This window comes from Agarivorans sp. Toyoura001, from assembly GCF_005405585.1.
Taxonomy (GTDB): domain Bacteria; phylum Pseudomonadota; class Gammaproteobacteria; order Enterobacterales; family Celerinatantimonadaceae; genus Agarivorans.
Genome location: NZ_BJEQ01000001.1, coordinates 77,385 through 97,105, shown reverse-complemented (window position 1 = coordinate 97,105; position 19,721 = coordinate 77,385). Strand labels below are relative to the sequence as shown.

20 protein-coding genes are annotated in these 19,721 nt (G+C 44.5%); all 20 read left to right on the top strand.

The window, feature by feature from the left end; all coding sequences use genetic code 11:
* The first annotated feature begins 5 nt into the window (after positions 1 to 5).
* The 20 genes from fliF (at position 6) to FFR00_RS00395 (ending at position 19,716) form a co-directional block, all read left to right on the top strand.
* Positions 6 to 1,700, top strand: a complete 1,695-nt coding sequence (gene fliF / locus FFR00_RS00490) for a flagellar basal-body MS-ring/collar protein FliF (protein ID WP_161985057.1) — start codon at positions 6 to 8, stop codon at positions 1,698 to 1,700.
* Complete coding sequence (gene fliG, locus FFR00_RS00485) at positions 1,690 to 2,724, top strand: flagellar motor switch protein FliG (RefSeq protein ID WP_137671407.1); 1,035 nt, start codon at positions 1,690 to 1,692, stop codon at positions 2,722 to 2,724. The genes fliF and fliG overlap by 11 nt, the downstream gene beginning before the upstream one ends.
* A gap of 2 nt (positions 2,725 to 2,726) precedes the next feature.
* The gene (locus FFR00_RS00480; RefSeq protein WP_137671406.1) at positions 2,727 to 3,887 is read left to right on the top strand and encodes a flagellar assembly protein FliH; all 1,161 of its coding nucleotides are present in this window, start codon (positions 2,727 to 2,729) and stop codon (positions 3,885 to 3,887) included.
* Complete coding sequence (gene fliI, locus FFR00_RS00475; RefSeq protein WP_137671405.1) at positions 3,865 to 5,211, top strand: flagellar protein export ATPase FliI; 1,347 nt, start codon at positions 3,865 to 3,867, stop codon at positions 5,209 to 5,211. The genes FFR00_RS00480 and fliI overlap by 23 nt, the downstream gene beginning before the upstream one ends.
* Positions 5,212 to 5,244: 33 nt before the next feature.
* Positions 5,245 to 5,685, top strand: coding sequence for a flagellar export protein FliJ (gene fliJ / locus FFR00_RS00470; RefSeq protein WP_161985056.1), 441 nt, complete (start codon positions 5,245 to 5,247; stop codon positions 5,683 to 5,685).
* Positions 5,686 to 5,799: 114 nt separating this feature from the next.
* On the top strand, positions 5,800 to 7,818 hold the full coding sequence (locus FFR00_RS00465; protein ID WP_137671403.1) for a flagellar hook-length control protein FliK: 2,019 nt from the start codon (positions 5,800 to 5,802) through the stop codon (positions 7,816 to 7,818).
* Positions 7,819 to 7,901: 83 nt separating this feature from the next.
* Positions 7,902 to 8,408: a flagellar basal body-associated protein FliL gene (fliL, locus tag FFR00_RS00460; protein ID WP_137671402.1), complete on the top strand. Its 507-nt coding sequence runs from the start codon at positions 7,902 to 7,904 to the stop codon at positions 8,406 to 8,408.
* A gap of 9 nt (positions 8,409 to 8,417) precedes the next feature.
* Positions 8,418 to 9,446, top strand: a complete 1,029-nt coding sequence (gene fliM / locus FFR00_RS00455) for a flagellar motor switch protein FliM (RefSeq protein ID WP_137671401.1) — start codon at positions 8,418 to 8,420, stop codon at positions 9,444 to 9,446.
* A gap of 18 nt (positions 9,447 to 9,464) precedes the next feature.
* Entirely contained in the window at positions 9,465 to 9,836 is a 372-nt protein-coding gene (gene fliN / locus FFR00_RS00450; RefSeq protein WP_137671400.1) for a flagellar motor switch protein FliN, read from the top strand.
* Positions 9,836 to 10,240, top strand: coding sequence for a flagellar biosynthetic protein FliO (gene fliO, locus FFR00_RS00445; RefSeq protein WP_137671399.1), 405 nt, complete (start codon positions 9,836 to 9,838; stop codon positions 10,238 to 10,240). Before fliN ends, fliO begins: the two co-directional genes overlap by 1 nt.
* Positions 10,230 to 10,973, top strand: a complete 744-nt coding sequence (fliP, locus tag FFR00_RS00440; protein WP_137671398.1) for a flagellar type III secretion system pore protein FliP — start codon at positions 10,230 to 10,232, stop codon at positions 10,971 to 10,973. The genes fliO and fliP overlap by 11 nt, the downstream gene beginning before the upstream one ends.
* A gap of 16 nt (positions 10,974 to 10,989) precedes the next feature.
* Complete coding sequence (fliQ, locus tag FFR00_RS00435; protein ID WP_137671397.1) at positions 10,990 to 11,259, top strand: flagellar biosynthesis protein FliQ; 270 nt, start codon at positions 10,990 to 10,992, stop codon at positions 11,257 to 11,259.
* Positions 11,259 to 12,038: a flagellar biosynthetic protein FliR gene (fliR, locus tag FFR00_RS00430; RefSeq protein ID WP_137671396.1), complete on the top strand. Its 780-nt coding sequence runs from the start codon at positions 11,259 to 11,261 to the stop codon at positions 12,036 to 12,038. The genes fliQ and fliR overlap by 1 nt, the downstream gene beginning before the upstream one ends.
* A gap of 18 nt (positions 12,039 to 12,056) precedes the next feature.
* The gene (flhB, locus tag FFR00_RS00425) at positions 12,057 to 13,184 is read left to right on the top strand and encodes a flagellar biosynthesis protein FlhB (RefSeq protein ID WP_137671395.1); all 1,128 of its coding nucleotides are present in this window, start codon (positions 12,057 to 12,059) and stop codon (positions 13,182 to 13,184) included.
* A 98-nt stretch (positions 13,185 to 13,282) separates the two neighbouring features.
* Positions 13,283 to 15,394, top strand: coding sequence for a flagellar biosynthesis protein FlhA (gene flhA / locus FFR00_RS00420; RefSeq protein WP_235836126.1), 2,112 nt, complete (start codon positions 13,283 to 13,285; stop codon positions 15,392 to 15,394).
* A 37-nt stretch (positions 15,395 to 15,431) separates the two neighbouring features.
* Entirely contained in the window at positions 15,432 to 16,856 is a 1,425-nt protein-coding gene (flhF, locus tag FFR00_RS00415; RefSeq protein WP_235836125.1) for a flagellar biosynthesis protein FlhF, read from the top strand.
* Positions 16,846 to 17,739 carry a MinD/ParA family protein gene (locus FFR00_RS00410; protein ID WP_137671393.1) on the top strand — a complete coding sequence of 298 codons (894 nt, stop codon included), beginning with the start codon at positions 16,846 to 16,848 and terminating at the stop codon, positions 17,737 to 17,739. Before flhF ends, FFR00_RS00410 begins: the two co-directional genes overlap by 11 nt.
* Complete coding sequence (locus FFR00_RS00405) at positions 17,732 to 18,451, top strand: RNA polymerase sigma factor FliA (protein WP_137671392.1); 720 nt, start codon at positions 17,732 to 17,734, stop codon at positions 18,449 to 18,451. Before FFR00_RS00410 ends, FFR00_RS00405 begins: the two co-directional genes overlap by 8 nt.
* A 127-nt stretch (positions 18,452 to 18,578) precedes the next feature.
* Positions 18,579 to 18,962 (top strand): chemotaxis response regulator CheY, encoded by a 384-nt coding sequence (gene cheY / locus FFR00_RS00400; RefSeq protein ID WP_084681816.1) that lies wholly within the window; start codon positions 18,579 to 18,581, stop codon positions 18,960 to 18,962.
* 13 nt (positions 18,963 to 18,975) lie between these two features.
* Entirely contained in the window at positions 18,976 to 19,716 is a 741-nt protein-coding gene (locus FFR00_RS00395) for a protein phosphatase CheZ (protein WP_137671391.1), read from the top strand.
* Positions 19,717 to 19,721 lie beyond the last annotated feature (5 nt).

The following is a 19,721-nucleotide window of genomic DNA, read 5'->3' as shown; positions in this document are numbered from 1 at the left end:
ACGCAATGAGTCAAGAACCCGCACTACTAGGTTCAGATAGCGACGGTGATAGCTTGGAAGCAACAGAACAACAGAGTTCTGCACTTTCATTCTTGAGCAACAGCGACGTGCTACGCCAAGTCATTATGATTTTGGCTTTAGCTATCTGCTTGGCCATGGCCGTATTTTTATTAATGTGGGCCAAAGAGCCAGAGATGCGTCCGCTGGGTACCATGAATACGCCTGAGCTGGTTGAAACCTTAGACTTTCTTGACCAAGCCAAAATCCCTTACACCATAGAAGGCAATACGGTATTAGTTAATGCCGAGCAATATCAAAGCATCAAACTCAAACTTCGTCGTTCTGGATTAACTGAGTCGGTTCCTGATGGCGAACAAATTTTGCTTAACGACATGGGATTTGGAGTAAGCCAACGCCTTGAAGGTGAGCGATTAAAGCTTAGTCGTGAGCGCCAATTAGCCACCGCCATTGAGCAAATGAACTCAGTGAGCAAAGCCCAAGTATTATTAGCTATTCCTAAAAGCAACGTATTTGCCCGTCGCGAGCAGAAACCATCAGCCACTGTTGTGGTGAATTTGCGTGGTATGAATGGCTTACAACAAGAAGAAATTGACTCAATCGTAGATATTGTAGCTTCCGCCGTTCAAGGTTTAATTCCTAGCCGGGTTACGGTCACCGATCAAAATGGTCGCTTACTTAACTCGGGTAGCCAAGACCCACTGTCTTCTCGCACTCGTAAAGAGTTTGAAATGGAGCGTAAACGCGAGAGCGAATACAAAGACAAAATTGACGCAATTATGATCCCAATTGTTGGGGTGGGTAATTACACCGCTGAAGTAGATGTAACCTTAGATTTTACTGCTGTAGAGCAAACTCAAAAGCGTTTCAATCCAGACTTACCGGCAGTTCGTAGCGAATACACTATTGAAGATAATAATGTTGGCGGTGGCGCTATTGGTATTCCTGGCGCATTGACTAATCAGCCGCCGCTACCTGCTGAAATTCCCGAGCAAGCGGGTGGGGCTAATGCTCAAGCTCAATCCGGTAGTAGTCATAAAGAATCAACCCGTAATTACGAACTAGATACCACCATTAGTCATACTCGCTCGCAAGTGGGTGTAGTAAGGCGTTTAAGCGTATCGGTTGCTTTAGATTACAATAGTCAAGTTTCTGACTCTGGGGAAACCAGCCGCGAACCGCGGTCTGCCGAGCAAATGGGCAGCATTCGACGTTTGTTACAAGGTGGTGTCGGTTTTAATTTAAGCCGAGGGGATACTTTAGAAGTGGTGAGTGTGCCATTTTCTCGCCCAGAAATATTTACCGAAGCTGATTTACCTGTTTGGGAGCAAGCTTGGTTCTGGCGCGCCATGCGCATGGCGGGTAGTGTACTGGTCTTGATTGTGCTGATTGTGGCAGTAGTAAGACCAATGCTAAATCGCATCCTATCTAGCGGTGAAGACAGCGAACATGCTGAGACCGACTTAGATGCTGCATTGGCGGCCTATGAAAATGATGATGACTTACAGCTAATATCGGCAGACAATACTGAGGTCGATTTCGGTATTCGCGATGGACAGCTAAAACTGCCAGACTTACACAAAGATGAAGACATGCTGAAAGCGGTTCGAGCACTCGTCGCCAATGAACCAGACCTTGCAGCCATGGTAATTAAAGATTGGGTAATTAACGATGCCAAATGAAGATGAAATCAACCCAGAAGAAGTTCTGGGAGATATGAACGGCATTGAGCGCGCAGCGATTTTAATGCTGAGCCTCAACGAAGATGACGCCGCGACCATATTCCGTCATCTTGAACCTAAACAGGTACAGCGTTTGGGTATGGCGATGGCCTCGTTAGAAGACTTTTCTCACGAGCGAGTGGTAGCGGTTCATCGTTTGTTTATCGACGATATTCAAAAATACACCAATATTGGTATTGGTAGTCAAGACTTCGTACGTAAAGCGCTAACTGCAGCACTGGGTGAAGATAGAGCATCTAGCTTAGTTGACCAAATTATTATGGGCAGTGGGGCTAAAGGGCTCGATTCCTTGAAATGGATGGATGCCCGCCAGGTGGCTAACATCATTCAAAATGAACACCCGCAAATTCAAACTATTGTGTTGTCTTACCTAGAAGCCGAGCAATCTGCAGAGATTATGTCGCAGTTCCAAGACAAAGTGCGCTTAGACCTCATGATGCGTATCGCCAATTTAGAAGAAGTGCAGCCTGCAGCATTAACCGAATTGAACGAAATTATGGAAAAACAATTTGCTGGTCAAGCCGGTGCTCAAGCAGCCAAAATGGGCGGCCTGAAGGCGGCAGCCAACATCATGAACTTCCTAGATACCAATATGGAAGGCATGTTGATGGACTCTATTCGCGAAAGCGACGAAGAAATGGCACAACAAATTCAAGACCTTATGTTTGTATTCGAAAACTTGGTGGATATCGACGACCGAGGTATTCAAACATTGTTGCGTGATGTACCCGGTGAGTTACTGCAAAAAGCGCTTAAAGGCGCTGACGAAACACTTAAAGAGAAAATCTTCAATAATATGTCTAAACGGGCCGCAGAAATGCTACGTGATGATTTAGAAGCGATGGGGCCAATTAAAGTGAGCGAAGTAGAAACTGCTCAGAAAGAAATCCTATCTATTGCTCGTCGACTTTCCGAAGCCGGTGAAATTATGATTGGCGGTGGTGGCGGCGACGAGTTCTTATAAAAATGACCGAACAAGATAAACCCGTTAAACCACAAGATACAGAAGTTAACGCTGCAGCAGACGAAAACAGCGCTGACTCAGTAATGGGTGATGATGATATCGCGGCTTTACTGGAAGAAACCCAAGGGATGCCTCAGCAACAAGACGAGGATGAAACATTTCAACACGCAGCAGAGCAGACTCCAGCAGCTACGGATGCAAACACTGATTCGGTGATGGGCGATGATGATATAGCGGCTTTATTGGACGAAGCTCAAGCATTGCCGAGTAATGACGCTGTTGAGCAATCTTCAGAGCAACAGGAACAGAATGATGAACAAGCTGCAATTGATGCCTTGCTTGCTGGCGTTGAACAAAGCAGTGAGCCTGAAGAAGCAATCGACAGCCCTGTAGTGGAAGATATTGCCTGGCCACTGCCCGAGTTTGAAGATACGACTCGTGATACCGCTGAGCCTGTTAGCAATGTATTAAACATGAAACCAGCTTGGTTTAATGAAGAGCCGGTAGAAGATGAACCAGAAATTCAGTTTGAGCCAATGACCATTGAAGAGCTGGAAACGCTTCGCCAGTCAGCTTATGAAGAAGGCTTTGCTGAAGGCAAAGATGCGGGTCATAAAGAAGGCTTGGTTAGTGGTCAAGAAGAAGGCTTAGCTTTAGGGAAAACCCAAGGCCAACAAGAAGGCCTTAGCCAAGGCCTAACCGAAGGCCAGCAGCAAATTGATGCCTTGGGTGCGCAATGGGGAAGTTTGATTGACCAGTTGCACCAGCCTAATCGACAAATTGATGCTGAAGTTGAACAGCAGATTGTTGATTTAGCCATGAAGTTGGCGGCTGAAATTGTTCAGGTTGAATTGGTTAGCAATCCCAATGTTATTGCTAAAACAGTAAAGCAGGCTGTAGCGGCCCTACCATTGCAAAAACAACATATTCGTATTCATTTACACCCGGTAGATTTGGCTATTATCGAGCAGATATTTCCTCCCGAAACCCAAGAAAAGAAAAAGTGGCAGTTGCTAGCCGATGGCAGCCTTACCCAAGGTGATTGTTTAATCGAGAATGATTTATCATCTGTTTCAGTTGAGATGAACGAAGTTATTAAACAAAGCCTACAGTCTTTTATTCGCCAAAATGGTCAAGACGATGACGCTGAGCCAACGACTTAGTTCTTATAACACCGAGCATGTGCGGAATAACCCAACGGTTGCGGGTAAGCTAACTCGAGTAGTGGGCTTAACGCTTGAAGCAGTAGGGTGTCGCGCCCCTGTGGGCTCTTTATGTTCAGTAGAAACTCTCGACGGATTTCTAGAAGCTGAAGTTGTGGGCTTTTCTGGTGACAAGCTGTTTTTAATGCCAAGTGAGCAGTTAACCGGTGTATTGCCTGGCGCTCGCGTGATCCCAATGCATGAGAATCACGGCATCCCGGTAGGTATGGAACTGCTAGGACGGGTGATTGACGGAGTGGGTAAGCCGCTAGACGGACTGGGCGATATTCATTGTAAACAGACCACTAATTTGAGCTCTGTTCGCCTTAATCCCATGGCAAGAAAACCAATTAAACAGCCTTTAGATGTTGGGGTTCGCTCGATTAATGCGGTGTTAACTGTAGGCCAGGGTCAGCGCATGGGCTTATTTGCTGGCTCGGGGGTGGGTAAAAGTGTATTAATGGGCATGATGACTCGAGGCACTACAGCAGATGTAGTAGTGGTGGGGTTGATTGGTGAACGTGGCCGCGAAGTAAAAGAATTTATTGACGATATTTTAGGTGAAGAAGGCCGCAAGAGAGCGGTGGTTGTGGCTGCCCCCGCCGATGCTTCTCCATTAATGCGTTTGAAAGGCTGTGATACCACCTTAACCATTGCCGAGTACTTTCGAGACCAAGGCTTAAATGTGCTGCTACTTATGGATTCATTAACGCGTTACGCTCAAGCACAGCGAGAGATTGCCTTAGCAATTGGCGAGCCGCCTGCTACTAAGGGCTATCCGCCCTCAGTGTTTGCAAAATTGCCTCGCTTGGTTGAACGTGCTGGAAACGGTGGTGAAGGGCAGGGTTCGATTACCGCCTTTTTCACGGTTCTTACCGAGGGGGATGATTTGCAAGACCCCATTGCCGATGCGGCCCGTGCAATTCTTGACGGACACATCGTGTTATCTCGCGAGCTGGCAGACTCAGGTCATTATCCAGCGGTAGACATTGAAAAATCCATTAGCCGAGTGATGCCTGCGGTAACTAGCGATGGCCATCAGCAACTTGCTCGCCAGCTTAAATCCTTAAATGCCTCCTACCAGCAAAACCAAGACTTGATTGCTATTGGTGCCTACCAACGCGGTGCTGACAAACGTATTGATTTAGCTATAGGCATGAAGCCACATATGGATCAGTTCTTGCAGCAAGAGATGAAAGAAGTGGTAGCTTATGACGAAAGTCTGACGCGGATGGAGCGCACCATGCAAATGGCCAATATCAATGCTCAAGGTCCGCTCGGTTAAACTACCTTGATGTTCTCTACTTAGGAGATGCTCATGGCACGGCGAGCGTTATATTTAATGGTTGAGCGCTTGCAAGAGCAAGAGCAAGCCGCAGTAAAAGATATGGCCGAAGCGCAGCAGCAGCTTAGCGAATTTGAAGCACAATTGGCTCACCTAGAGCAGTATCGCCGTTCTTACCTTGAGCAAGCGTTAGCAAAGGGCGTAGATGGCTTTTACGCAGACAGTTTTCACCAATACCAATTGTTTATTCAAAAGCTTGAGCAAGCCAGTGTCCAGCAGGGTAAAAGTATTGAGCAAGTAAAGAAAAACGTATTACTTAAACGTAATCAGTGGTTAGAGCTACAAGCTAAACGAAAAGCTATGGAGTTTCTGATTGAAAAACAAGTGAAACAGCAGCAGCAAAAACAGCACCGCGAAGAACAAAAGCTACTTGACGAATATGCGTTATATTCTCACCTTCGAGGCCAAGCCTAGCGCTTAGGCATAAAATATGCTTTGTTTTTTTCGAAATGAAAGATTAATGGCTAGTTAGCCTAGGGCAAATAAGCCTAAAGCTGGAAAAGACTAATTGTAAGGGCAAGTAACAATATGGAATTTCTGTTAAACGATGCAGGCAATGCCAAGCAGTTATCATCACTAGGAAGTGCAACTCTTAGCCCTTCTGAAAAGGGTGACGATTTTGCTAAATTAGTTAAAGAATTAGAACAACTTCCTAAAGCCGATAGCCCTGTAAAAGCCGCTGTAGAAAAAGAGTATGCTAAAGGTGCGGAGTCTGATTCTAAAAAGGCTGTGGATAGCCCCGCAGAGCCCAGTCCTAGGGACTTACTTAAGCAACTCGATACGGCCAAAAAAGCGGCCGACGATATTGAAAAGGGTAATGCAGAGTCCGCTAAAAATGCTATTCCCATTGATCTTGTTAGTGAAGATGAAGCTGATTCTGCCGAAAAAGCAGTTTCAGACAGTTCTTCATTAACGCAGGACTCAGAAACCAAAGAGAGATTAAACAGTAAGGCTGAACCAGAGCCTGCAGTTAAAGCTAACAGTGCTGGAAAAAGCGAAATTGAACCTGATTTAGCCCAAGCAGCAAATAAACAAAGCGGCAGTGAATTGCCGCTTAACTCTGCTGCGTCTGATGCCGACGATACAAAAGCCTCATCTATACTGAGTAGCGAAACTAAAACATCAAATACAAGCTCCAATCAACTTGGCGTTTCTTCATCGAAAAGTGACAGCACAATCAGTGTAGAAGGAGAGGCCAACAAAGCTAACCCACAAAGTGCTAAAGACCTAACAGACTCAAAAGTGCTTAGTGAAGCCGCTAACGCGAAAAGAATTGCAGACACAGACGCTGCAGAAGTTAGTGGGAGTAAAGCGATTAAAGGCACTGAAGGCGAGTTAGATAAATCTGCAAAAACTGGCGTTTCTGCTAACCAAGTCGAACAACAAAAAGCTACCGAAAAAGAATTAAACAAAACCACTGCTTTTGTTAGCGGTGCGGTGGTTAAAGATACTGATAAAACGCTACAGAATAAAGTTGAAAGCGAACAGCTTAAATCTGCCAGTGGTAAAGAGGCTGATACGCTAAAACAGGCTAATGCTGGGGTAGACAGTAAACAAGAAAAAGCAGCGCAGATAAACTCAGATACTAATAGAGGTGAGCCACTAAATACGCAAGCTGATGCGCGAGCTAAACAAGCCGCTAAAGTTTCATCTTCAGAGCAAGTGGTTATTCAGCAAACGGCCAACGATACGAAAGTGGCGCAAAATGCAGACGCTGGAAAAATGGCTGAAACAAACCTTAATGTCGATGCCAAAACTGGCGAGACTAAACCTCCGCTCGCTTCTACTCAGTCAAATTTGTTGACCCCTAAAGCCAGCAGTACCGATGCTTCTCCAACTACTGATAAGTTAGCTGCTGCGACCATCGCAGCGAGCGCAGATAGCACTAGTAAAGATACTAGCGGTGAGCAAAAAGAGCAGCAACATAGTCAAACTCAACAGCATGTAGCGCTAAATCAAACTGAGGCCCCTAAACCGCAAGAACATCACAGTATCTATCGCTCAGCCTCTGGCGCTGATGTAGTCGCTCGCGCGGAGCAGGCAAATAGCGATGTTGCGTTAAAACAAGCGCAGCAAGCAAATCAGATAAACGATAAACAAGTTCAACAAAACGAGCGATTCAATCCGGCTCATTATCAAGCGCCTGCCGAACTAAATCAGCGGGTTCAATACATGTTAAGCCAAGGTATGCAAAAAGCTGAAATCCGTTTAGATCCTGCAGAGTTGGGCAGTATGCATATTCGCTTGCAGATTAACCAAGAACAACAGGTATCGGTACAAATTCAAGTTCAAAACCCTCAAGCTCGTGAAGCCTTAGAACAAACCATGCCGCGTTTACGCGAAATGTTACAGCAGCAGGGTATAGAATTAGGACAAAGCCAGGTGAATCAGCAAAATCAAGGCAATGCTTCGCAGCATGGTCAAGGTCAAAGCGCGGGAAGTGGACTTGCTGGAAATATTGACAATATTGACGACGCCGGTGAGCAAGACTTGAGCGCCTTGGTGGCAAACCAAGCAAACAGCGATGGTATAGACTTTTACGCCTAGTTTATTTGCTAAAGGCGCTGTTGAAGCGCCTCTTAACTGTGTAATAATGAAATCAGTTTAGCAAAAAGTTCATGGAAGCATAAATGGCTGAAGAATCAGAATTAAAAGTAGAAGATGATGAAGGTGGCAGTAAGAAGAAGCTGATCATCATTATTGCCGGTGTCGCGGTATTAGTTATTGGAGGCGTTGTCGGCTTTTTGTTGATGGGCGGTGAAGATGAAGCTCCTGCAGCTGCAACCCCCACTGAAGAAGTGACTGCTAGCGTTACTCATGAAGCATTATACGTGGGGATGCCGCGACCATTTGTCTTCAATATTGTGGGTGACCACAGAGATCGTTTGGTACAAATCAAAGTACAATTATTGGTGCGTGGTACTGCCAATGAAGCTGATGCGAAGCTACATATTCCTTTGATTGAAGGCACTTTACTTAACGTATTTAGCTCCGCTAGCGTTGAAGACATGTCTACTCAAGAAGGCAAAGATAGCCTACGTGAAAACTCGCTAATCGAAACACAAAAAGCATTAAAAGAAATTACCGGTAAAGTTGTGGTAGAAAAAATATTGTTTACCGGCTTTGTGATGCAATAAAGGAACAATGTGAGCGATTTATTAAGCCAAGACGAAATTGATGCGCTGCTACATGGTGTTGATGATATAGAAGAAGACATCATTGAGCCCGAGATGTCGGGCAGTGTGGTGGAGTTTGACTTTTCTTCTCAAGACCGAATTGTTCGTGGTCGCATGCCAACCCTTGAGTTGGTTAATGAACGTTTCGCACGGCACATGCGCATTAGTTTATTCAACATGATGCGCCGTACCGCTGAAGTATCGATTAATGGCGTACAAATGATTAAGTTTGGCGAGTACGTACACACTTTGTTTGTACCTACTAGTTTAAACATGGTTCGTTTTCGTCCACTCAAAGGCACCGCCTTGGTGACCATGGAAGCGCGACTGGTTTTCATTTTGGTTGAGAACTTTTTTGGTGGTGATGGCCGTTACCATGCAAAAATTGAAGGTCGGGAATTTACTCCTACCGAACGTCGTATCATTCAAATGTTGTTAAAAATCATCTTTGAAGATTACGTTGAAGCGTGGGCACCGGTTATGGATGTTGGGTTTGATTACCTCGATTCAGAAGTGAACCCCGCCATGGCTAATATTGTGAGCCCTACTGAAGTGATCGTGGTGAGCTCTTTCCATATTGAATTAGATGGTGGCGGTGGTGATTTTCACATTGCTATGCCTTATTCCATGTTGGAGCCTATTCGTGAACTACTAGATGCGGGTGTTCAGAGCGATAAACAAGATACCGATCAACGTTGGAGCTCAGCACTTAGCGACGAAATAATGGACGTTCCGGTCGGTTTACATACTAAGTTATTGGAAACTGATGTGACATTAAGGCAGCTGATGGAGCTGAAAACCGGCGATGTTATTCCTGTCGAAATGCCAGAAACCGCGATGTTGTTCGTAGAAGATTTGCCTAGTTACCGTGTTAAGTTAGGCCAGCGTAATGAACACATGGCGCTTAAAGTTGATTCAGTGTTAGAGCGTCCCGACACGGTCAAAACTGACCTAGAAATGGTGGTAAGCCGCCGTCAATCTTCTGCAGACGACGAGTAAGATGAATAAGGAAAAAATATGAGTGATCAAGACGATATGGCGGATGAGTGGGCTGCAGCTATGGCTGAAGTAGAGCCTGCACCGTTAGAAGAGTTTGTTGATGAATCGCAACCGATTAGCGAAGAGCAACAACGTAAGCTTGATTCAATAATGGATATTCCGGTTACCATTTCAATGGAAGTTGGCCGTAGTAATATTAGTATTCGTAACTTACTACAGCTTAACCAAGGCTCGGTAGTTGAACTAGACCGCGTAGCAGGCGAACCTTTAGATGTGCTGGTAAACGGTACCTTGATAGCCCATGGCGAAGTAGTAGTAGTGAACGACAAGTTTGGTATTCGTCTGACTGATGTAATCAGTCAAACGGAACGCATTAAAAAGCTCAAATAATGCGCAGTTCACGCGGCTTATTACTTGGTCTATGTGTTGCCTTGCCTGCGGCTGCAGAGCAAGAAATTAACGCGGCGCCCAGCTCTCAAGTTGAATTGCTCTCTTGGATAATGTCTTTAGCTGTAGTGTTGGTGACTATTTTGGTTTGTGCCTGGGTGCTTAAGAAAACCCGACTAAATCAATTTGCTGGCGGCCAGTCTAAAGTTATCACTAATTTGGCACTTGGCACTCGTGAGCGCATCATGGTGGTAGAAATAGGTGAGCAACAATATTTGCTGGGGGTCACCGCCCAGTCAATAAACCTATTAGATAAGTTGGAACAACCACTGGAAGCAAAACCGAATAAAATGAGTGGCCATTTTGCTAAACAGCTGCAAGGGATATTGTCGAAAAATGAAAAGTAAGCTGTTTTACGGTTTATTATTGTGCTTTGCGTTTGTTGCACCTAGCTTTGCTCAAGAAGGTATACTACCTGCCATAACGATGACCACCAACCCCGATGGTGGTCAAGAGTATTCTGTTACTCTACAAGTCTTAGCTTTGATGACCGCGCTGTCTTTTCTGCCAGCGATGGTCATTATGATGACGTCGTTCACTCGAATCGTGGTGGTGATGTCAATTTTGCGTCAGGCCATGGGTTTACAGCAAAGTCCGTCTAACCAAGTCATTATTGGTATCGCTTTGTTTTTAACTTTTTTTATTATGTCGCCAGTGATAGAAGAAGTGAACCAGCAAGCGGTGCAGCCGTATTTGAGTGAAGAGCTTACTTCTATGCAAGCGTTTGAGCGCGCAAAAGAACCGCTTAAAGAATTCATGCTAGCGCAAACACGCCTTACCGATCTAGAAACCTTTGTAAAGATTGCCAAGGTCGAAGTAGGCTCTCCAGAAGAAGTACCGTTTAATGTGCTTATTCCCGCATTTATTACTTCCGAACTAAAAACAGCCTTCCAAATTGGCTTTATGTTATTCATACCGTTTTTGGTGATTGACCTAGTGGTGGCCAGTATTTTAATGGCCATGGGTATGATGATGTTGTCCCCTATGATTGTATCGCTGCCCTTCAAACTAATGTTGTTTGTATTGGTTGATGGCTGGAGCCTAGTGATGGGCACCCTTGCAAACAGTTTTGGCGTTTAGACAAAAGGAGCCATAGATGGAACCGGAAGTCTTTGTAGATGTATTTCGCCTGGCATTAGGGCAAGTGGTTATCTTGGTGTCTGCCGCGATTATCCCAAGCTTGCTGGTGGGACTTATTGTAGCTATTTTTCAAGCCGCCACTTCGATTAATGAACAAACCTTAAGTTTTTTGCCGCGTTTGTTAGTCACACTTGCTTCGCTAATGATTGCTGGCCATTGGTTTACTGAAAAACTGATGGAACTGTTTTTCACTATGATTGACATGATCCCTCAGGTTGTAGGTTAGTGGAGTTTCCCTCCGACCTAATTATGGCTTGGATTGGCCAATACCTTTGGGCCTTAACCCGTGTAGCTGCAATGTTAATGGTATTGGCTAGCTTTGGCGGGAAATCGGTTCCTACTCGTGTTCGCTTAATGTTAGCTTTAGCTATTACTTTTGCACTGGTGCCGGTGTTGCCAGACGTACAAGGCATCGAAGTATTCTCTTTTCAAGCCATTATCGTGATTCTTCAACAAGTATTAATTGGTGTAGCAATTGGATTTATTTCTCAACTATTAATGCAAACGTTTGTGGTCGGTGGGCAAATTATTGCGATGCAAACTAGCTTAGGCTTTGCATCTATGGTTGATCCGAATAACGGTCAAAGTACTCCTGTTGTTGGTCAATTTTATTTATTACTGGCAACATTACTGTTTTTGGCCATTGATGGGCATTTGCAGCTTATAACTTTAATCGCAATGAGTTTCGAAACGATTCCAATTGGTATGAGTGGCTTAGGTAGTATCGATTATCAACACCTTGCAGGTTGGTACTCTCAGCTTTTTCTGGCAGCCCTTGCCTTATCTATTTCGTCTGTTGTCGCCATGTTATTAGTAAATTTTTCATTTGGTATCATGACTCGAGCTGCACCCCAATTGAATATTTTTAGTATCGGCTTTGCGGTAAGTATGTTGTTTGGCATATTTATTTTATGGCTGACCGTTGGCGGGTTTTTAGCGCATTTTGAACGTCAATGGGAGGTTGGCCGCAGTACGGCATGTGCTTTGCTGCGTATAGGTTGTTAAACCTATGGCTGAATGACTATGGCAGACGACGATCAAGAAAAAACGGAAGACCCCACGGGGAAAAAGCTTGAAGATGCTCGAAAAAAGGGGCAGGTAGCTCGCTCTAAAGAGTTGGGCACCGCAGCTGTTCTCATTTGTGCTGCATTGGCCATTATGGCATTTGGCGGAATGCTTGCAGAGGCTATGGTAAAGGTATTTCACTTAGCATTTGTTATGAGTCGGGAGCAGGTATTTGACGTTAACCTTATGCTTCGAAACTTGGCGTCTATAGGCTGGTTGCTGTTCAAGCCACTTATTTGGATCATGGGATTTATTACTCTTGCAGCCTTAATTGGTAATACTTTGTTGGGCGGCATGTCGTTTAGTTGGGAGGCTGCTAGGCCTAAAGCCAGCAAGATGTCTCCGAAGCAAGGCTTTAAGCGCATGATGGGTTTACAAGCGTTTGTTGAGTTTATAAAAAGTATTGCCAAAGTGCTGGTTATTGCGGGAGTTGTTTGGGCTGTACTGCGTTGGAAGTTTGCCGAAATCCTCACCCTTAGTATGCAGTCGATACCTGGCTCGATTGTTAACGCGTTAGACATGCTGCAGTGGATGTTACTAGCTTTAGTTTGTAGCTTAATTATTATTGTGATTATTGATGTGCCTTATCAAATTTGGAATCACAACAAACAGCTGAAAATGTCTAAGCAAGAAGTGAAAGACGAACATAAAAACATGGAAGGTAGCCCTGAAGTGAAAGGGCGAATCCGTCGCCTGCAAATGGAAATGGCTGCTCGCCGTATGATGGCTGATGTGCCGCAAGCTGATGTAGTAGTGACCAACCCAACACACTTTTCTGTCGCACTTCAGTATGAAAAAGAGGGTACTGGCGCTCCCAAAGTGGTGGCAAAAGGGGTTGATGAGGTAGCGATGAAAATCCGCGAAATTGCTCGCCATTATGAAGTACCGATTATGGAAGCTCCTGCGCTCACTCGCTCGTTGTATCACACCACTAAAATTGGTCACGATATCCCCGAAGGTCTATACGTCGCAGTTGCCCAAATATTGGCTTTTGTTTTTCAATTGGAGCAATACCGTAAGGGTAAAGGTAAGCGACCTAAACCGGTGGTTAATGACTTACCTATTCCCAATGAACTTCGATATTAGTCTCAGTTCTCATCGCCGATCTTATTAAGTAATCGTATTGGCTCGCTTATTGCTTTTCTTGTTTCATCAGTTGTTAGGAAGTCAGTATTTCGTCATTTATGGAATTCATTAATCGTCTCACCAGCTTTAAGCTTCAAGATTTAAAAAAAGTTGATATTAATGTCATAAAAGGTATTGGCACGCCAGTTGTGGTGCTAGCCACCTTAGGCATGGTTGTTTTACCAATGGCTGCATGGCTGTTGGACATACTGTTTGCCTTTAATATTTCCCTCGCTTTAGTGGTATTGCTGGTAGCTATTTATACGAAACGCCCGCTAGATTTTGCTGTTTTCCCAACGGTGTTGTTGATTGCTACGCTACTGCGCCTTGCATTAAACGTTGCTTCAACTCGTGTTGTACTGCTTGAAGGCCACAATGGCGGTAACGCTGCCGGTAATGTTATTGAAGCCTTTGGTTCGGTGGTGATTGGTGGCAACTATGCGGTAGGTTTGGTGGTGTTCCTTATTTTGATGATCATCAACTTTGTGGTAGTAACTAAAGGTGCTGGCCGTATCGCAGAAGTAAGTGCCCGCTTTACTTTAGACGCTATGCCCGGTAAACAAATGGCGATTGATGCCGATTTAAATGCTGGCATCATTGATCAAGAACAAGCCCGTACGCGCCGAGCAGACGTAACCAATGAAGCAGACTTTTACGGTTCTATGGATGGTGCCAGTAAGTTTGTTAAAGGGGATGCCATTGCGGGTATTCTCATTCTGTTTATTAACATTCTTGGCGGCTTTATTATTGGTGTGGCTCAGCATGATTTAACCTTTGCTGAAGCGGCAGAAGTGTACACCTTGCTTACCATTGGTGATGGCTTGGTTGCACAAATACCCTCATTACTCTTATCTATAGCCGCCGCGTTGGTAGTTACTCGTCAAAATACCGAAGCAGACATGGGTGAGCAGGTGAGCTTGCAGATGTTTAGAGATCCGCGGGTAATGATAATCTGTGGTTCAATTTTGTTCATTATGGGTATTGTCCCAGGTATGCCTCATTTGGCATTTCTTACTTGTGCAGCTGTGTGTTTAGGTGCGGCTTGGATGCGTCATAAAGGCGATGCTAAAAAAGCGGCTGATACTTCATTGCAGCCAGCGAGCTCGAGCCCAAGTGCAAGTAGCGAACCAAAAGAATTGGGTTGGGATGATGTCCAGCCAGTTGATGTTATAGGCTTGGAAGTAGGGTACCGCCTAATTCCTTTGGTGGATAAAAGCCAAGGTGGTGAATTGCTGGCCCGCATTAAAGGCGTGCGTAAGAAGCTTTCTCAAGATCTAGGGTTTTTGGTACCAGCGGTGCATATTCGTGACAACTTAGATTTAGGTCCGAATCAATATCGTATTACCTTAATGGGTGTAACTTATGGTGAATCGGAAGTTTTTCATGATAGAGAAATGGCGATTAATCCAGGTCAGGTATTTGGTAAAATTGAAGGTCAGCCTACTACCGATCCCGCATTCGGCTTAGAGGCAGCTTGGGTAGCAACAGAACAACGCGAGCACGCTCAAACTCTTGGCTACACTGTCGTTGACTCTGCTACGGTGGTTGCCACCCACTTGAGCCAACTCCTTACCAATAATGCATCTAACTTGCTCGGCCATGAGGAAGTACAGAATCTACTAGATATGTTAGGTAACAACTTGCCTAAGTTAGTAGAAGGTTTGGTACCAGATACGATGACGCTATCTACAGTGGTTAAAGTGCTGCAGAACTTACTCAACGAAGGTGTGCCTATTCGCGATGTACGCAGTATTGTACAAACCTTGGTGGAATACGGGCCGAAAAGCCAAGACCCAGATATTCTCACTGCAGCTTGTCGTATTTCTTTGAAACGTTTAATTGTGCAAGAGCTAATTGGCAGTGAAGCTGAATTGCCGGTTATCACCTTGTCTCCAGACTTGGAGCAGATATTGCATCAATCTATGCAAGCAGCAGGTAATGATGGTGCTGGAATGGAACCTGGTTTGGCAGAGAAGTTACAAGTTTCACTTAATGAAGCCTGCCAAAATCAAGAGTTGGCTGGTCAACCCGCTATTTTGTTAACCTCGGGAATTTTACGCTCAAGTATGTCCCGATTTGTTAAAACAGCGATGCCAGCACTGAGGGTTCTTTCTTATCAAGAAGTACCAGAAGATAAACAAATACGTATTGTGAGCTCAGTAGGGCAGTAGCCTGAAGAGTCTGACAAAAGGAAGGTGAACAGTGAAAATGAAACGCTTTTTTGCGAAAGACATGCGAACTGCATTAGCCGAGGTAAAAGAAACCTTAGGCAGTGATGCGGTAATTATGTCGAATAAAAAGGTCACTGGCGGCATTGAAATTGTTGCTGCAGTTGAACCTTCCAATTTAAAGAACAGTGCTGCAGAGAGCAGCAGAGAGCTGGCGGAAGACAGCGTCAAATTATCGTCCCGGAATCCCGCTGCGGCAAAGAAAGCGCCAACAAACCAGCACCCTGGTCATGATTTTGACGAAAATGCCAGTTTGAAAGATAACTTAACCAACTTCATGCAGCGTCATCAAAAGCGCCAGCAAGAAAACTTGCAGCAATCTACCTTAAAACAGCAGCAACAATCGCAGCGCCCTCGTACCGTTCAAGCACCGCGTTCTTTAGCGCAGCAACAGGGCTGGGTGCAACAAGGTTCTTTATCAAGTCAACCTACTCAATCCCGTTCTGCTCAGCAGCCTAAGCAAGATGCTGCTGGAAATGAAGTGGGCGAGTTGAAGAAAGAAATGGCAGCCATGCGCAAGTTACTCGAGCACCAAGTCTCTGGCTTGATGTGGCAAGAAGTTGAGCGTCAAGAACCGGTTCGAGCAATGCTCATTAAGCAATTGCAGCTAGTTGGTTTTGATGAGGACATGGCTGACCAAATCGCCGGTTATATTCCTGAAGAACTTGGTGTGCAAGAAGGCTGGCAGCATTTACGTGAGTTGCTCGCAAACCAACTTCCGGTCGGCCAAGATGAAATTCTGCTTAAAGGCGGTGCAATCGCTTTATTAGGGCCAACGGGCGTGGGCAAAACCACTACTATTGCCAAATTAGCCGCTCAGTTTTCTATGCGTCATGGCGCAGACAGTGTAGCGATGATTACCACCGATACTTACCGAATTGGCGCGCATGAGCAACTTGCTACCTATGGGAAAATTATGGGTTGTGCGGTGCGGGTTGCTAACGATGAAGAAGAACTATCTCAATTATTGTATCAATTTAAAGACAAAAAACTGGTGCTGATTGATACTGCCGGTATGAGCCAACGAGATTTACGTTTACACGAACAACTCGACAAGTTAGTTAAGAATAGCCGTGTGAATATACGTAACTATTTGGTGATGTCAGCTAACGCTCAACGTCGTGTTATTGAAGAAACCGTGAATCAATTCCAGCGAATTCCTCTCGCGGGTACCATACTTACCAAATTAGATGAAAGCTTGGCCTTAGGCGAGGTTTTAAATGTCACCTTGCGCCACGCTCTGCCAATCAGTTACGTTACGCATGGCCAGCAAGTGCCAGAAGATATTGCAGTTGCCGAGCCAGCCAAGTTAATTGAGCAAGCACTGTCAGTAATTGATACTAAGTCTCAGCAACATTTTTGGTTTAGTGAAACCGAACAGCAGAAGGTTTCAGATGTATTCTAAAGACAACGAATTTGATCAAGCTAGCGGCTTAAGAATGATGCAACAAAAAAATAATGTGAAAGTTATCGCTGTAACCGGTGGTAAAGGTGGTGTTGGTAAAACCAACGTTACCTTAAATATGGGCATTGCTATGGCAGCCCAAGGTAAGCGTGTGATGGTGCTGGATGCCGACTTAGGCTTGGCAAATGTAGATGTACTATTAGGCCTACGCGTTACCAAAAACTTATCGCATGTACTATCTGGCGAGTGCACATTAGATGAAGTGCTCGTAAAGGGGCCTAACGGTATTTTAATCGCCCCGGCAACTTCTGGCACCCAATCAATGGTTGAATTGAGCCCAGCAGAGCATGCAGGATTGATTCGCGCATTTAGTAGCTTGAAAACTCCCATTGATATACTGCTGGTAGATACTGCCGCTGGTATTTCCGATATGGTGCTGAGCTTTGCTAAAGCCTCACAAGATATCTTGGTCGTGGTTTGTGATGAGCCCACATCGATTACTGATGCGTATGCTTTGATTAAACTATTGTCTAACAAGCACGGTGTATACAAATTTAAAGTAGTGGCAAACATGGTTCGTAGTCTGAGAGAAGGCCAAGAACTGTTTGCTAAACTCACTCGTGTTACCGATCGCTTTTTAGACGCCACCTTAGAACTCGTATCGTGTATTCCATATGATAACAATGTTCGACTCGCTGTACGTAAACAGCGTGTCGTGGTTGAAGCGTATCCTAAATCTCCCGCTTCTTTAGCCTTTCGCTCTTTAGCGAGTAAAGGAGCTACTTGGCCGATTCCGGAACAAGCTGGTGGCCATTTAGAATTCTTCATCGAGAATCTTCTCGAATTCGGACAACGTAAAAATAGAGAACAGCTTAGTGAATAAAGTTGCCGCTTATGCCAGCGCTAGTGACACTAATGTGTTGGTGGAACGCCATGCAAATTTGGTAAAACGGATAGCGCACCATTTAATGGCGCGCCTACCGGCTAGCGTAATTGTTGATGATCTCATTCAGTCTGGAATGATTGGTCTTATCGAAGCTGCGCGTAATTTTGATGGTACCAAAGGTGCGAGTTTCGAAACCTATGCCGGGATCCGTATTCGTGGCTCAATGCTTGACGAAATTCGTCGTGGTGACTGGGTACCACGTTCTGTGCATAAAAACAGCCGCGCTATCAGTGAAGCTATTAACGCAGTTGAAAAAGAAAAAAATGGTGATGCCAAAGATGCTGAGGTTGCTGCTAAGCTGGGTGTAGGCCTAAGCGAATATCATTCAATGTTGTCTGACGTAAACTGCGGCCGAATTCTTGGTATTGAAGATCTTGGCGTGAGCGAAGATGTTATTTCTAGTGATGAAAGTCGCGAGCAAAATCGACCGTTTGAAGGCTTTGCTAATCAACGCTTTCAACAATCGCTAGCCGACTGCATTAAAGGCTTACCAGAGCGCGAAGCGCTAGTATTATCGCTATATTATGACGAAGAACTTAATCTTAAAGAAATTGGCGAAGTATTAACCGTAAGCGAGTCAAGAGTCAGTCAAATACATAGCCAAGCGCTTGCTCGAGTGAAAACTCGAATGCGAGATTGGACACAATAGAGAAATTCATCCTTACAAATATGATAAAAGATGGACTAAAATTGTGTTTATTAAGGCATAATATCTTTATTACATAAATTTTTAGCCCGTTTTGAGGCTTGCAAAACATCCTGTTGGGGGACGTACCTTGGATAAAAATATGAAAATTCTGGTTGTTGATGATTTTTCAACAATGAGAAGGATTATTAAAAACCTACTTAGAGATTTAGGTTTCAACAATACTCACGAAGCTGATGACGGTAATACTGCGTTGCCAATGCTTAAAGGTGGGGACTTCGAATTTGTAGTGACCGATTGGAACATGCCGGGTATGGAAGGCATTGATTTATTAAAGAATATTCGTGCCGACGAAAGCTTGTCTCATTTACCTGTGTTAATGGTTACGGCAGAAGCGAAACGCGAACAGATTATTGAAGCCGCGCAAGCCGGCGTAAATGGTTATATTGTAAAACCTTTCACAGCTGCCACACTAAAAGAGAAGCTAGATAAGATTTTCGAAAGATTACAATAATAAAGGAAGATGTGTGAGCACTGATACTCCGATCATCTCATTAGCCGATGCCAAAGCTTTGGTGTTGCTACTTGAAGAAGGAAACGTCTCCGAGGCGAATCAATTTGTCAGTGAGCTGTGCGCTCCTAAGGCCAACCTGTTGTTTGACAAAGTTGGTCAGCTCACACGTCAACTTCACGATTCATTAAATGATTTCAAGCTAGATATTCGTATTAATGAATTGGCTAATCAGGAAATACCTGATGCAAAAGAGCGGTTAAACTATGTAATAGAGATGACCGACCAAGCCGCTAATAAGACCATGGATGCGGTTGAATCTGGCCTCCCTATTGCCGATCAATTAACCAGTGAAATCAACGATATTATGCCTGTTTGGCAAAGTTTGATGGAACGAAGAATTGAAATTGGCCAATTTAAAGCGCTATGTCACCAAATCGATATTTTCCTTAATAGTTCTTCAGCAAATGCCGATAAACTACGAAGTATGTTAACTGAAATATTGATGGCTCAAGATTTTCAAGACTTAACTGGGCAAATGATTCGTAAAGTAATCACCTTAGTTCAAGAAGTTGAAGAAAGTTTAGTGGAAATGCTGACTTTGTTTGGCAATGATAAAGCTGAAGTTATAGAGAAAAAAGCTCCTGCAAAATCGGCCATTGAAGCCGAAGGGCCAATATTAAATAAAGAGCAAAGGGATGACGTTGTTAACGATCAAGATGATGTTGATGACCTGTTATCTAGTTTAGGATTTTAAGGGAG

Excerpts from the sequence above, each read along its gene's own strand:
- fliF (WP_161985057.1), top strand. The coding sequence starts at position 6 with ATGAGTCAAGAACCCGCACTACTAGGTTCAGATAGCGACGGTGATAGC.
- fliG (WP_137671407.1), top strand. The coding sequence starts at position 1,690 with ATGCCAAATGAAGATGAAATCAACCCAGAAGAAGTTCTGGGAGATATG.
- FFR00_RS00480 (WP_137671406.1), top strand. The coding sequence starts at position 2,727 with ATGACCGAACAAGATAAACCCGTTAAACCACAAGATACAGAAGTTAAC.
- fliI (WP_137671405.1), top strand. The coding sequence starts at position 3,865 with ATGACGCTGAGCCAACGACTTAGTTCTTATAACACCGAGCATGTGCGG.
- fliJ (WP_161985056.1), top strand. The coding sequence starts at position 5,245 with ATGGCACGGCGAGCGTTATATTTAATGGTTGAGCGCTTGCAAGAGCAA.
- FFR00_RS00465 (WP_137671403.1), top strand. The coding sequence starts at position 5,800 with ATGGAATTTCTGTTAAACGATGCAGGCAATGCCAAGCAGTTATCATCA.
- fliL (WP_137671402.1), top strand. The coding sequence starts at position 7,902 with ATGGCTGAAGAATCAGAATTAAAAGTAGAAGATGATGAAGGTGGCAGT.
- fliN (WP_137671400.1), top strand. The coding sequence starts at position 9,465 with ATGAGTGATCAAGACGATATGGCGGATGAGTGGGCTGCAGCTATGGCT.
- fliO (WP_137671399.1), top strand. The coding sequence starts at position 9,836 with ATGCGCAGTTCACGCGGCTTATTACTTGGTCTATGTGTTGCCTTGCCT.
- fliP (WP_137671398.1), top strand. The coding sequence starts at position 10,230 with ATGAAAAGTAAGCTGTTTTACGGTTTATTATTGTGCTTTGCGTTTGTT.
- fliQ (WP_137671397.1), top strand. The coding sequence starts at position 10,990 with ATGGAACCGGAAGTCTTTGTAGATGTATTTCGCCTGGCATTAGGGCAA.
- flhB (WP_137671395.1), top strand. The coding sequence starts at position 12,057 with ATGGCAGACGACGATCAAGAAAAAACGGAAGACCCCACGGGGAAAAAG.
- flhA (WP_235836126.1), top strand. The coding sequence starts at position 13,283 with ATGGAATTCATTAATCGTCTCACCAGCTTTAAGCTTCAAGATTTAAAA.
- flhF (WP_235836125.1), top strand. The coding sequence starts at position 15,432 with ATGAAACGCTTTTTTGCGAAAGACATGCGAACTGCATTAGCCGAGGTA.
- FFR00_RS00410 (WP_137671393.1), top strand. The coding sequence starts at position 16,846 with ATGTATTCTAAAGACAACGAATTTGATCAAGCTAGCGGCTTAAGAATG.